General features: G+C 39.7%; 12 protein-coding genes. 9 read left to right on the top strand and 3 right to left on the bottom strand.

Going from position 1 to position 14461, the window contains the following annotated elements; translation table 11 throughout:
* The first annotated feature begins 73 nt into the window (after positions 1 to 73).
* The 7 genes from ulaR (at position 74) to leuD (ending at position 8119) form a co-directional block, all read left to right on the top strand.
* Positions 74 to 820 carry an HTH-type transcriptional regulator UlaR gene (gene ulaR, locus CKV78_RS00630; protein ID WP_005765244.1) on the top strand — a complete coding sequence of 249 codons (747 nt, stop codon included), beginning with the start codon at positions 74 to 76 and terminating at the stop codon, positions 818 to 820.
* An 18-nt stretch (positions 821 to 838) separates the two neighbouring features.
* Positions 839 to 1699 (top strand): L-ribulose-5-phosphate 3-epimerase, encoded by an 861-nt coding sequence (locus CKV78_RS00625; protein ID WP_095075274.1) that lies wholly within the window; start codon positions 839 to 841, stop codon positions 1697 to 1699.
* On the top strand, positions 1693 to 2385 hold the full coding sequence (gene araD, locus CKV78_RS00620; protein ID WP_005765621.1) for an L-ribulose-5-phosphate 4-epimerase: 693 nt from the start codon (positions 1693 to 1695) through the stop codon (positions 2383 to 2385). Before CKV78_RS00625 ends, araD begins: the two co-directional genes overlap by 7 nt.
* A 511-nt stretch (positions 2386 to 2896) precedes the next feature.
* Positions 2897 to 4456: a 2-isopropylmalate synthase gene (leuA, locus tag CKV78_RS00615; RefSeq protein ID WP_032855677.1), complete on the top strand. Its 1560-nt coding sequence runs from the start codon at positions 2897 to 2899 to the stop codon at positions 4454 to 4456.
* A gap of 186 nt (positions 4457 to 4642) precedes the next feature.
* Positions 4643 to 5722 carry a 3-isopropylmalate dehydrogenase gene (gene leuB, locus CKV78_RS00610; RefSeq protein WP_005765240.1) on the top strand — a complete coding sequence of 360 codons (1080 nt, stop codon included), beginning with the start codon at positions 4643 to 4645 and terminating at the stop codon, positions 5720 to 5722.
* Between the two features lie 217 nt (positions 5723 to 5939).
* Entirely contained in the window at positions 5940 to 7346 is a 1407-nt protein-coding gene (leuC, locus tag CKV78_RS00605) for a 3-isopropylmalate dehydratase large subunit (RefSeq protein ID WP_005765238.1), read from the top strand.
* A 167-nt stretch (positions 7347 to 7513) separates the two neighbouring features.
* The gene (gene leuD, locus CKV78_RS00600) at positions 7514 to 8119 is read left to right on the top strand and encodes a 3-isopropylmalate dehydratase small subunit (RefSeq protein ID WP_005765236.1); all 606 of its coding nucleotides are present in this window, start codon (positions 7514 to 7516) and stop codon (positions 8117 to 8119) included.
* A gap of 171 nt (positions 8120 to 8290) precedes the next feature.
* Here the strand turns inward: leuD and mreD are convergent, their stop codons facing one another.
* From mreD to CKV78_RS00585, 3 genes are all read right to left on the bottom strand, one after another.
* Positions 8291 to 8779 (bottom strand): rod shape-determining protein MreD, encoded by a 489-nt coding sequence (gene mreD, locus CKV78_RS00595; protein WP_005765234.1) that lies wholly within the window; start codon positions 8777 to 8779, stop codon positions 8291 to 8293.
* The gene (gene mreC, locus CKV78_RS00590) at positions 8779 to 9864 is read right to left on the bottom strand and encodes a rod shape-determining protein MreC (protein ID WP_005765232.1); all 1086 of its coding nucleotides are present in this window, start codon (positions 9862 to 9864) and stop codon (positions 8779 to 8781) included. Before mreC ends, mreD begins: the two co-directional genes overlap by 1 nt.
* Before the next feature lie 74 nt (positions 9865 to 9938).
* Entirely contained in the window at positions 9939 to 10994 is a 1056-nt protein-coding gene (locus tag CKV78_RS00585) for a rod shape-determining protein (RefSeq protein ID WP_005765230.1), read from the bottom strand.
* Positions 10995 to 11263: 269 nt separating this feature from the next.
* Here CKV78_RS00585 and rnr point away from each other — a divergent pair, with 269 nt between their 5' ends.
* Positions 11264 to 13657 carry a ribonuclease R gene (gene rnr, locus CKV78_RS00580; RefSeq protein WP_005765227.1) on the top strand — a complete coding sequence of 798 codons (2394 nt, stop codon included), beginning with the start codon at positions 11264 to 11266 and terminating at the stop codon, positions 13655 to 13657.
* A complete protein-coding gene (rlmB, locus tag CKV78_RS00575; protein ID WP_005765225.1) occupies positions 13658 to 14395 on the top strand; it encodes a 23S rRNA (guanosine(2251)-2'-O)-methyltransferase RlmB in 738 nt (245 codons plus the stop codon).
* The last annotated feature ends 66 nt before the right edge of the window (positions 14396 to 14461 follow it).

The raw sequence follows: 14461 nt of genomic DNA, 5'->3' as shown, positions 1-14461 counted from the left end.
CCACGCAATTTTGCGTGGCTTATTTGTTCATTATTGATACAATAGCTTCGAATTAATTAAGGAAATAAAAATAATGAACGAACATTATCGACAACGACAGCTACTCAATTTATTAGAAGAAAGGAAAGCGCTTTCAACTCAAGAAATTATCCGTTTATTGGATATCTCACCTGCAACAGCAAGACGTGATATTACAAAATTAAACGAACAAGGCAGATTACGTAAAGTGCGTAATGGAGCCGAAGTGATCGAGAAACGGGTATATCGCCCACAACCTCTTCCAGTAAATAATGCTAATGAGAAACAACGTATTGCGGAAACTGCAGCACAAATCTGCCAAGAAGGCGAAAGTGTCATCCTGACTTGTGGTTCAACTATGCTAATGCTTGGTAGTAGCCTTTGCGGCAAAAACGTTCAAATAATGACCAATTTTTTACCGCTAGCAAACTATTTAATTGAGCATGATCACAATGATGTAGTCATTATGGGAGGACAGTACAATAAAAACCAAGCCATTATGCTGTCATTGAATACTAGTGCAGAAGCGATCTATGCCGCCAATATTATGTTTACCAGCGGAAAAGGGCTCACTGTTGATGGACTATATAAAACTGATATGCTTATCGCAAACTCTGAACAGAGAATGCTTTCTCGAGTAGGTAAACTAGTCGTTTTATTAGATAGTTCAAAACTTGGCAAACAAGCAGGTATGCTGTTTAGTGAACTAAATAATATTCATTTATTAATCACTGGTAAAGAAGCAGATCCTGAAATTATTTCAATGCTAAGAAACAAAGGATTAAATGTTCTTTTAGCATAACTTACAAAGGACAATATCGTGAGAAAACATAAACTAGGTATTTATGAAAAAGCCTTGCCGAAGAATATCAGCTGGCAAGACAGACTCTCTATCGCCAAAGCCTGTGGCTTTGATTTTGTCGAGATTTCTATTGATGAAACCGATGAACGCTTGGCACGCTTAGATTGGAGCAAAAAAGAACGTATCAATCTGGTCAAAGCCATGATAAATACCGGCGTGACCATTCCATCTATGTGTTTATCTGGCCATCGCCGCTTCCCATTTGGTAGCCGTGATGAAGCCACTCGTCAAAAAGCCTATGAGATTATGCAAAAAGCGATTCAGCTCGCCGTAGATTTAGGTATCCGTACCATCCAATTAGCAGGCTACGATGTCTATTACGAAGAGCAAGATGAAGGCACCATTCAACGTTTCCAACAAGGTTTAGAATGGGCTGTTGAGCTCGCAGCAAGTCATCAAGTCACCATCGCAGTAGAAATTATGGATACCCAGTTTATGAGCTCCATTAGCCGTTGGAAAAAATGGGATGATATTATTAAATCCCCTTGGTTTACAGTCTATCCTGATTTAGGCAATCTTTCAGCGTGGAATGATAATGTCGTAGAAGAATTAAAACTGGGCATAGATAAAATCTCCGCTATTCATTTGAAAGACGCTTATAAAGTCACTGAAACCTGTAAAGGGCAATTCCGTGATGTTCCCTTTGGTGAGGGATGTGTGGATTTCGTGCAATGTTTTAAAACATTGGCAGAACTAAATTACCGCGGTGCCTTCTTAATTGAAATGTGGACTGAAAAAGCCGAAGAGCCAATTGCAGAAATTATCAAAGCACGCCGTTGGATTGAACAAAAAATGCAAGAAGGGGGATTTGTATGTTAAAAGAATTACGTGAGAAAGTTTTAAAAGCCAACCTAGAATTACCAAAACACCATTTAGTCACCTTTACTTGGGGGAATGTTAGTGCGATTGACCGTGAAAGCGGACTTGTGGCAATCAAGCCGTCGGGGGTGGAATATGATGTAATGACCGCTGAAGATATCGTGATTGTAGATTTACACGGCAATCGTGTATGGGGAACGAAAAAACCTTCTTCGGATACCGCAACACACTTAGAGCTATATCGTCAATTCCCTACTATTGGCGGGATTGTGCATACTCACTCTCGCCACGCCACCATCTGGGCACAAGCGGGGGAAGATTTAATCGCTGCGGGCACTACCCACGCGGATTATTTCTACGGTTCTATTCCTTGCACGCGTAAAATGACACCTGCTGAAATTCAAGGGGAATACGAGCTTGAAACGGGCAAAGTAATTGTAGAAACCTTCCGTGAACGGGGCATCGACCCGAAAGATGTGCCTGCTGTCCTTGTTCACTCTCATGGTCCTTTTGCTTGGGGTACTGATGCTGACAATGCGGTACATAACGCCGTCGTATTGGAAGAAATTGGTTATATGAATTTATTCACTCGCCAACTTCGCCCAAATCTACAATCTATGCAACAAGAACTATTAGATAAACATTACTTACGTAAACACGGTAAGAATGCGTATTATGGGCAGTAATACTTTTAGATTATTATAATAAAAAAGTGCGGTGGAAATTCTTAAATTTTTACCGCACTTTTTCTTTCTATAAATGCCATTCATCTGACAGAAGATCAAAAAAGTGCTATTTTTTATCTATTTAGCAAAAGTTAGCATAAAAAATCGTAGCTTTCACATAATGTAGAAACAAACACTTTAACACCCAAATAAAAAAGAATTTAACTCTATTCTAAAACTAAAAAAACGCCATTTTTTAAAATTAAATGCTAAAAATTAATTTGACAGCATGATATTAATCGGTAAGATAAAAAACGTTACAGTTTCAAACAAGGATTTAACTTATGTTTAACATTAGTATTTTATCTCTCAACATTCTGCTCTCACAGTCGTGTGCGGATAGGTTGTGGATAAAATACAGTGAATAAAAAATCCAAAGCAATTAACCCGCACTAACTTGGCGGGTTTTTTATTGAAATTTTCTAAAACTACACCGCACTTTAGTCAAAAAATAAAAGCAAGGATAAACAATATGGCAAACAACAACATCATCATTTTTGACACAACATTGCGCGATGGCGAGCAAGCCTTAAAAGCCAGTTTGACAGTAAAAGAAAAATTACAAATTGCCTTGGCTTTAGAACGTTTAGGCGTTGATGTAATGGAGGTAGGCTTTCCCGTTTCTTCTTCGGGGGATTTCGAATCAGTGCAAACCATCGCTCGCCACATCAAAAACAGTCGAGTGTGTGCATTATCTCGTGCAGTAGATAAAGACATTGATGTCGCTGCCGAAGCGTTAAAAGTGGCGGAAGCTTTTCGTATTCATACTTTCATCGCCACTTCAGCATTACATGTAGAGGCTAAATTGCGTCGCACGTTTGATGATGTCGTTGAGATGGCGATCCATGCTGTGAAACGTGCGAGAAATTATACTGATGATGTAGAGTTTTCTTGCGAAGATGCAGGGCGTACAGGAATTGATAACATTTGTCGTATTGTAGAAGCTGCAATTCATGCTGGTGCAACGACTATCAATATTCCTGATACAGTTGGCTATACGTTACCTACTCAATTTGGTGAGATTATTCACAATGTGATGAACCGTGTACCTAATATTGATAAAGCGACTATTTCAGTACACTGCCATAACGACTTAGGTATGGCTACCGCCAATTCATTAACCGCTGTGCAATATGGCGCAAGACAAATTGAATGTACGATTAACGGCATTGGTGAACGTGCGGGAAATACGGCATTAGAAGAAGTAGTCATGGCAATCAAGACACGCCAAGATATGTTCAATGGTTTAGATACGCGTATCAATACCCAAGAAATTCATCGTGTAAGTCAAATGGTGAGTCAATTATGTAATATGCCAATTCAGCCGAATAAAGCTATCGTAGGTTCTAATGCGTTTGCTCACTCATCAGGTATCCATCAAGACGGTATGGTGAAACATAAAAATACCTACGAAATTATGTCACCAGAGACCATTGGTTTGAAAAAAGAAAAATTAAATTTGACTGCACGTTCAGGCCGTGCTGCAGTGAAAAATCATATGCAAGAAATGGGCTACCAAGACCACGACTACGATTTAGATAAGCTTTATGATGCCTTCTTAAAATTAGCCGATAAAAAAGGACAAGTATTTGATTACGATTTAGAGGCATTAGCGTTTATTGATATGCAACAAGGTGATGAAGATCGCTTAACTTTAGACGTCATCACTTCTCAATGTATCAGCCATTTACCAGCCTCAGCCTTTGTACAGGTAGAATTAGATGGTAAGAAAATCAGTCAAGTTTCAAACGGCGGAAATGGCCCTGTAGATGCAGTTTACAACGCGATTTTAACAATTACGGGCTTAAATGTGAAAATGTTGAACTATCACTTAACAGCTAAAGGTGAAGGTGCGGAAGCCTTAGGACAAGTGGATATCGTCGTCGAACATAACGGGAGACGTTTCCATGGTGTAGGCTTAGCCACAGATATCGTTGAATCTTCCGCTAGGGCATTAATCCATGCTATCAATGCAATTTACCGCTCACAAAAAGTGGCAGATTTAAAATTACATAAAATTGCAGGGGTATAAAAAACTTTCGCAAAAAGCACCGCACTTTTCGGCTCGTAAACAGGCTGTTTATCCTCACGTAAACTGCCTGAGCACAAAAAATTTTAGAAAAATAAAGTTGTATAAATAAAACGAACACAACTGAGATAACAATGCAAAAAAGTAAAAATAACAATTAAATAATTGCTCAAATAAAGGAAAAAACAAATGCAAACATTCAATATTGCCGTCTTAAGTGGCGATGGAATTGGTCCAGAAATCATGGCAGAAGCCATCAAAGTATTAGATGCTGTACAACAAAGATACAGTTTCAAGTTAAATTACCGCACTTTTGATGTAGGTGGTATTGCCATTGACAATCACGGCACGCCATTACCACTTGAAACCTTGAAAGGTTGCGAAGAAAGCGATGCGATTTTATTTGGTTCAGTTGGTGGTCCGAAATGGGAAAATTTACCCCCTAATCAGCAACCTGAACGGGGCGCCTTACTACCGTTACGCAAACATTTTGCTCTATTTTGTAATTTACGCCCAGCCACCCTGTATCAAGGTTTAGAAAAATTTTGTCCATTACGCGCCGATATTGCTGCCAAAGGTTTTGACATGGTGACTGTCCGAGAATTAACAGGTGGTATTTACTTTGGTCAACCAAAAGGCCGTGAAGGTGAAGGCGCGAATGAAAAAGCATTTGATACCGAAGTGTATCATCGTTATGAAATTGAACGTATCGCAAGAGTTGCGTTTGAAACAGCAATGAAACGTAGCAAGCATGTCACTTCTGTCGATAAAGCGAATGTATTAATAAGCTCAGTCTTATGGCGTGAAGTGGTGACTGAGGTCGCAAAAGATTACCCTGATGTGAAATTAGATCATATTTATATTGATAATGCGACGATGCAATTGATCAAACAGCCTGAGTTTTTTGATGTATTACTCTGTTCTAATATCTTTGGCGACATTATTTCAGATGAATGCGCCATGATTACAGGCTCAATGGGGATGTTACCTTCAGCTAGTCTGAATGAACAAGGTTTTGGATTATATGAGCCTGCTGGTGGCTCTGCTCCCGATATTGCTGGAAAAGGTATCGCAAATCCAATTGCACAAATCCTTTCTGCTGCCATGATGCTACGTCATAGTTTTAACTTAGATGATGCAGCAACAGCGATTGAGAATGCGGTGAAAAAAGTGCTCGCAGAAGGCTACCGTACTATGGACCTAGCGGACGAAAGCAAACCGATTTCGACTAAAGAAATGGGTGATTTAATCGCCCAAGCGGTAAAATAAAATTGTTATAAAGTTGACCGTACTTTTACTGTTTAAAACAAAAAATCCCTTCTAAGCCATCGAAGGAATTTAAATTTTAGGAACTGTTATATTGTTTGAGTATAGCGTAACAAGTTTATACGCTCTGCGTTAAACAATGTAATAGAAAAGAAAAAGGCTTAGCTGGATTGGCTTTCTTGAATAACACATAGAAAGCCCCCCTAATAAGGAATAAAAAATGAGCAAAACCCTATACGAAAAACTCTTTGATGCCCACGTTGTCCATGAAGCAGAAGGCGAAACACCTTTAATTTATATTAATCGTCATTTAGTGCATGAAGTGACTTCACCTCAAGCTTTTGATGGCTTACGTGCGATGGGGCGTATCGTTCGCCAACCAAGTAAAACCGTTGCGACGATGGATCATAACGTGCCTACAGATAGTCGTGATTTAGCTGGTTCTGGTGAAATGGGACGGATTCAAATGGTCGAATTAGCTAAAAATACGGATCAATTTGGGATCAAGCTTTACGACATTAACCATATTAACCAAGGTATTGTGCATGTCATGGGGCCAGAACAGGGCTTAACGCTACCAGGTATGACGATTGTCTGTGGCGACTCTCACACCGCAACACATGGCGCTTTTGGGGCATTAGCATTTGGGATTGGTACGTCTGAAGTCGAACATGTATTAGCGACACAGACAGTCAAACAAGCTCGTGCAAAAAAAATGAAAATTGAAGTACGCGGTAAAGTAGGAGAAGGCATTACTGCCAAAGATATTGTATTGGCAATCATTGGTAAAACTACAATGGGTGGTGGTACAGGGCATGTAGTTGAGTTTTGTGGCGAAGCGATCCGCGACTTATCTATGGAAGGACGTATGACAGTGTGTAACATGGCTATTGAGTTAGGCGCAAAATCAGGTTTGATCGCACCTGATGAAACCACTTTTGCCTATTTAAAAGATAAACCTTACGCACCTAAAGGTAAAGATTGGGATGCGGCTGTTGGCTACTGGAAAAATTTGTATAGCGATGAAGATGCTGAATTTGATACTGTCGTCACGTTAGATGCCTGTGAAATTCAGCCTCAGGTTACTTGGGGAACCAATCCTGGTCAAGTTATTGGAATTGATCAAACTATTCCAAATCCAGAAGAAATGCGTGATCCGATAGAACGTCAATCTGCAGAAAAAGCATTAGCCTATATGGATTTACCACATAGTATTAAGTTAACAGATGTTAGCATTGACAAAGTATTCATTGGCTCTTGCACAAACTCACGTATCGAAGATTTACGCGCTGCGGCCGCAGTCGCAAAAGGACGTAAAGTTGCTGCTGGAGTTCAAGCCCTTGTTGTACCTGGTTCAGGATTAGTACGAGAACAAGCTGAAAAAGAAGGCTTAGACAAAATATTTATTGAAGCTGGTTTTGAATGGCGTTTACCAGGCTGTTCAATGTGCTTAGCCATGAATAATGATCGCTTAGAGCCAGGAGAGCGTTGCGCTTCGACCAGTAATCGTAACTTTGAAGGACGTCAAGGACGTGGTGGGCGCACTCATTTAGTCAGTCCTGCTATGGCAGCAGCTGCTGCTGTTTATGGTAAATTTGTCGATATTCGCAATATCGAATTAAATTAATCGCCCCTGCGCTTTAATAAAGTAAAAAAAGAAAATATTAAAAAAAGTACCGCACTTTTATTTTATATTCAAACAATGCACTTTCGCTTTTATCTGAATATAAACAGGTTTTCTTTAAACAGATAAACATAAAAGACTAGGATCACTTTAATTAAGAGAGAAAATATATGCCTAGAGAATTTAAACAACATACTGGTATCGCAATTCCACTTGATGCATCAAATGTAGATACGGATGCCATTATCCCCAAACAATTTTTACAAAAAGTTACTCGTACTGGCTTTGGCGCTCATCTATTCCATGAGTGGCGATTTTTAGACGAAGAAGGAAAACAACCAAATCCTGACTTCGTACTTAACTACCCTCGTTATCAAGGTGCAAGTATTTTATTAGCGCGTGAAAATTTTGGTTGTGGTTCTTCCCGTGAGCACGCCCCTTGGGCATTAGATGATTATGGTATCCGTGTCATCATCGCCCCAAGTTTTGCTGATATTTTCTACGGTAATAGTTTGAATAACCAAATGCTGCCTATTCGTTTAAGTGAACAGGAAGTCGATGAATTATTCCAATATGTAGTAGCAAATGAAGGAGCTACGATTGCTGTCGATTTAGAAGCGCAAACAGTGACTGCAAATAGTAAAGTTTACCGATTCGAAATTGATAGCTTCCGTCGTCATTGTTTATTGAATGGGTTAGATAATATCGGTTTAACATTACAACACGAAGATAAAATCGCAAAGTACGAAAGCAACATACCGAATTTCTTACGTTAAATAGTAAATGCCAAGTAAAACCCTACTTGGCATTTATTTTTCACCCACATAATTCATCGCTTAATAATGGATTATCCTTTAAAAGAAAGCTCTAATTTTATCAAAAAGAAAAGTTATGTGGATTAACTATTTATACAGCAACACAAAATTTGTGTATTGCATCTAAATTTATTAGCGTAAATGTAATTGTCTACGAATTTTTCTGAGTAATAAAAATACCCAAGGCCATAGCAATCCACTCGCCAGTGCACCATAAATTTCCTGCCAGTTAAATGCAGCACTATGGATAAATAATTCAATCAAGAAAATACTCAAGCGAATTGCAAAGACTAAGAGAACAATCAGTAAACTTTGCATCCATAGGGATAGGTTACGTAAAATCAGATAATTACACGCAATGATATAAGTGAATACAGAGAGCACAAGTGCATGAACTCCTAAAATTGAGCCTAGCACTAAGTCCCAAATTAAACCAAGTACAAACGCCACTCCAATACTGACTTTTTCTGGAATCGCAAGTACCCAGTAAACCAATGCCATAACGAGCCAAGCCGGTTTAAATGCCTGAAAATCCGTTGGCCAAGGTGCAATTTCCATTACCAGAGCAACAATAAAAATGCAGACCACGATCAATAATTGCAATAAAAAACGTTTTTGCATTAATGTTCCTCCCTGTATTGCTGCTCAACAGGTTCGCTTGTGTCAATATTCGGCTCTATTGGGGTATCTGTTGGTACTGACTCTTCATTTGATGAGGATTGTATATCTTCCGTATTACTCCCATGATTATTAACCGCACTTTCTTGTTCTTCCTGCACAAGAGCTTTTCTCACATTACGAGATTCGTTGCCTTGATTCTCTAAACGTTCTTGAACAGTTCGACGAATATCTTCAGGTGAAATAGTATTCACATTGCGTGATTCCTCATTTGTCGGCCACAATAATAAGACATAACGCAGGCGTTCCATGGAAGCGAGTGGTTTTGCTGTCACCGTAGCAAAATAATTTTGTCCATCACGTGAAACTGAATCTACAATCGCCACTGGATAACCTTCTAAAAAGCGTCCTCCTAGCCCCGAAGTTACCAACAAATCGCCTTTTACGATATCTACTGAACGAGGGACGTTATCTAAGGTAAGCTCTTCTGTTTCCCCTGTACCACTTGCAATTAAACGCACATCATTACGCAAGACTTGAACGGGGATAGAGTGGGTTACATCAGTTAATAACAACACACGGCTAGTATTTTCTCCTACTGAAATCACTTGCCCTACTACACCTTTTTCATCAATAACAGGTTGGCCAACATAAACACCATCACTCCCACCTTGATTAATAACCACTTGTTTACGGTATACATCTGTTTGTGCTGTTAGCACTTCAGCAATTTTTTTATATTCATCAGTACGTAAAGGAGAATTAAGAAGTAAACGTAATCGTTGATTTTCAACTTTGAGTTGATCTAATAGCAATAAATCAGCATTTTTTTCGCGCAACTGCTCACGCAATACTTTATTTTCAATTTGTAACTTATTGGTATCGACTAAGTTATCAGAAACGCCATCTAATACAGTACGAGGTGTGTTTGCAAGATAATACAAACCACCAACTGCTGTTTCCATTATGCTGCGTGCTTTAATCATCGCATTTGTCTGACCATCAGACACGATTAAAATAATCGATGCAATAACAGCAAGGATTAAGCGAAGACCAAGTGGAGGGGCTTTTCCAAAAATGGGTTTCATATAGACATCAGAATAGTCAATTTAAGCTTATGATTAAAAAGTGCGGTCTTTTTTACCGCACTTTTCGCTATTCATTACAGGTCGTCACTAAAAATATCGCCACCGTGCATATCAATCATATCCAAGGCTTCACCACCACCACGTGCTACGCAAGTAAGTGGGTCTTCAGCGATAATTACCGGTACTCCGGTTTCTTTTGAAAGCAACACATCAATATTACGAATTAATGCACCGCCCCCTGTTAATACCATTCCACGTTCAAAAATATCTGCCGCATGTTCTGGCTGACATTCTTCAAGTGCAGTACGCACTGCTGCAACAATACCGTTTAATGGCTGTTGAATTGCTTCTAAAACATCACGTGAAGTCAATTTAAAAGAACGTGGGGCACCTTCTGCAAGGTTATGACCGTGAACTTCCATTTCAAGCACTTCATCACCTTCTTGTAAGTAAGCCGCACCGATTTCTTGCTTAATACGCTCTGCGGTCGGTTCACCAATGATTGAACCAAAAGTTTTACGTACATAAGAAATGATCGCTTCATCAAAACGGTCACCCCCAATGCGAACAGAAGAAGAATAAACAATACCGTTTAATGAAATTACCGCAACTTCAGTTGTACCACCACCAATATCAATTACCATTGAACCTGTTGCTGTTGAAACTGGTAATCTCGCACCAATTGCCGCAGCCATTGGCTCTTCGATTAAATACACTTCACGTGCACCTGCACCTAATGCAGATTCTTTAATTGCTCGACGTTCAACTTGAGTCGCACCAGCTGGCACACACACTAAAACACGTGGGCTAGGACGCATAAAATTGCCGCTGTGAACTTGTTTAATGAAGTGTTGTAGCATTTTTTCAGTCACAGAGAAGTCTGCGATTACACCATCTTTCATCGGACGAATTGCCACAATGCTTTTTGGAGTACGGCCTAACATCATTTTTGCTTCTTTACCAACAGCCGCAATGCTTTTTAATGAGCCTAGACGATCCTGACGAATAGCCACTACTGAAGGCTCATCCAGCACAATGCCTTGCCCTTTTACATAGATTAATGTATTAGCAGTACCAAGATCGATCGAAAGATCATTTGAAAATAAACCACGAATTTTTTTGAGTAACATAAGAATTCCGCTGAACTAAATTGAACAAGAACTACTCTGTCTTTGAGTATTGAAAAAAATTGTGCTAAATGTATCAAAAAATGCGCCTTTATAACAGAAAATTTTCTGTAAATTATCGAAAATCCCTTGGCTTTTCTGTGCCAATTCCCCTTTAATAGAACATTTATCATCAATTAAGCAATCTTTGGTATTTCCCTTGCTTTAATAGGTTGAGAATGTCAAACTTACTGGATATACGAATGTTATTCCTCATTCGATAAGGAGTGCTTATGCCAAAACCAAAAAAAATCAAACCAATGCAGGATCCTAATTATCAGCAAGAACTTAAAAAATACGAAAACCCTATCCCAAGCCGCGAATTTATTTTAGATATTATCCGTCAACACAATGCCCCGATGTCAAAAGAGGAACTTTTGACGACACTAAAGATTACTGATGAAGAACAACAAGAAGGTATGCGTCGCCGTTTAAGAGCGATGGAAAATGACGGGCAACTTGTCTTTACTAAACGTAAACGCTATGCGCTTGCAGATAAATTGGATTTATTAAGAGGTACTGTCTTAGGGCATCGTGACGGCTATGGTTTTTTACAGGTAGAAGGCAAAGACAGCGATTGGTTTATTCCTAATAACCAAATGCAAAAAGTGATGCATGGCGATTATGTACTTGCACAACCAAGTGGTTTTGACCGCCGTGGTCGCCAAGAAGTCCGGATTGTTCGCGTACTCCAACAACGTAAAAAACAAATCGTTGGTCGCTTTTTCTTAGAAGATGGCATTGGCTATGTCGTGCCAGATGATAGCCGTATCAATCGTGATATTTTAATCCCAAATGAATCTCGACAAGGTGCTCGTATGGGGCAAGTTGTAGTGGTTGAATTAAAACCTCGCACAGCTACCTTTAGCCAACCCGTTGGAGTGATCACTGAAATTTTGGGTGAAAATATGGCTAAAGGTATGGAAGTGGAAATTGCGATCCGTAACCACGATATTCCACACGTGTTTCCTGATGCAGTATTAAAACAAGTTTCAAAACTTAGTGAAAAAGTGCCTGAAGAAGCCAAAGAAGGGCGCGTTGATTTACGTCAATTGCCTTTAGTCACAATCGATGGCGAAGATGCACGCGACTTTGATGATGCGGTTTTCTGTCAGAAAAAACGTGGTGGCGGTTGGAAACTTTGGGTAGCTATTGCAGACGTGAGCTACTATGTACGCCAACGTACTGCATTAGACACTGAGGCTCACGCTCGTGGTAATTCGGTCTACTTCCCAAATCGAGTGGTACCGATGTTGCCAGAAGTGCTTTCTAATGGACTTTGCTCATTAAACCCACAAGTTGATCGCCTGTGTATGGTGTGCGAGCTCAATGTATCAGCAAAAGGTAAAATTACAGGCTATGAGTTCTACGAAGCGGTGATGAATTCTCATGCCCGTTTAACTTATACCAAAGTCGCTCGCATTTTAGAGGGCGATGAAGAGCTTTGCGAACGCTACCACAATTTAGTACCGCACTTGCTTGAATTACACAAAATGTATCAATCATTAGTTGAAGCCCGCCATCAACGTGGTGCGATTGATTTTGAAACGATTGAAAGCAAATTCGTCTTTAATGAAATGGGACGTATTGAGCGCATTGAGCCAGTTATCCGCAACGATGCACACAAAATCATTGAAGAATGTATGATTCTCGCCAATATTGCAGCAGCGAACTTTGTAGAAAAACACCAAGAGGCAGCGTTATTCCGTATTCACGCTGGGCCAAGCGAAGAAAAAATTACCGCATTTCGCAGTTTCTTAAATGAATGTGGATTAGGACTCGGTGGGGGCTTAAAGCCAAGCACCTCTGATTACGCCGAGTTACTAGAACAAGTGAGAGAACGTCCTGATCACGAATTAATTCAAACTATGTTATTGCGTTCATTAAGCCAAGCGGTTTATTCCCCAGAGAATATTGGTCATTTTGGTTTAGCGTTGGAAGAATATGCTCACTTTACCTCGCCAATCCGTCGTTATCCGGACTTAACCTTACACCGTGGTATTAAATATCTTTTAACCAAATTAAAAGGTTCTAAACGTAGAACAACTGACACTGGCGGATACCATTACACCTTGGATGAAATGGATCTACTCGGCGATCATTGTTCAATGACTGAACGTCGTGCAGATGATGCTACTCGTGATGTGGCTGATTGGCTCAAATGCGAATATATGCAAGATCACGTGGGTGAGGAATTTAGTGGTGTGATTTCCTCTGTAACGGGCTTTGGCTTGTTTGTTCGATTAGATGATTTATTTATTGATGGACTTGTACATATTTCCACCTTAGATAACGATTATTACCAATTTGACTTAGCTAAACAGCGCTTAATTGGCGAAAATAGTGGTATGATTTACCGCGTCGGTGATAAGGTCAAAATCAAAGTGGAAGCAGTGAGCCTTGAACAACGCCAAGTAGATTTCTCTTTAGTGTCAAGTGAACGAAAGCCATTGCGTGAAGGTAAAACATTGAAAGACAAAATGAAGAAAAATCTGCGTTATGCCGAAAGTATCGAAAAACAACGTTCGAAAAGCAAAGGGCGTAAAAGTGCGGTCGGAAAATCAAAAGTTTCGAGCAAATCCTCCGCTAAGAAAAGTAAGAAAAAATCAGAGAAAAAGAGAAAATAGATGAGTGAAAACATTTATGGTATTCACGCTGTGAGTGCCTTTTTGAACACTGCGCCAGAGCGTTTAATTGAAGTTTATGTGTTAAAAGGACGTGAAGACAAACGCCTTCAACCATTGTTAAATGAGCTTCATCGCTTAGGTATTTCGGTGCAATTTGTGAACCGTCAAACCTTAGATAAAAAAGCAGATGGTGAAGTGCATCAAGGTATCATTGCTCGTATTCAGCCAGCTAAAGAACTCAATGAAGCGGATTTAGATGCGATTTTAAAAAATAAACAATCTCCATTGTTATTAGTGCTTGATGGCGTGACTGACCCACATAATTTAGGGGCGTGTTTACGTACTGCAGATGCTGCTGGCGTGTGTGCGGTTATCGTGCCAAAAGATAAATCTGCACAGTTAAGTTCTATTGCCCGTAAAGTCGCTTGTGGTGCAGCTGAGGTAATACCATTAATTCGTGTAACCAACTTGGCACGTACTTTACGTGATTTACAAAACGAACACAATATTTGGGTGGTAGGTACAGCAGGCGAAGCAACGGAAACCTTATATCAAGCTAAATTAACTGGTGGTTTGGCATTAGTAATGGGGGCGGAAGGTGATGGAATGCGTCGTTTAACACGTGAAAATTGCGATCAATTAATTAGCATTCCAATGGCGGGTTCTGTGTCTTCATTAAATGTGTCTGTGGCAACTGGTGTGTGTCTATTTGAAATTGTGAGACAGCGTTTAGCGTAAAACTTTCTGAAAATTGACCGCACTTTAAGTGAAAATTTAGGTGTAAAAAAAGCGTAGTGAAAATCC

Source organism: Pasteurella dagmatis (genome assembly GCF_900186835.1).
Taxonomy (GTDB): Bacteria; Pseudomonadota; Gammaproteobacteria; order Enterobacterales; family Pasteurellaceae; genus Pasteurella; species Pasteurella dagmatis.
Note: the sequence above shows the minus strand (reverse complement) of the source record. Positions and strands in the feature narration are given on the sequence as shown.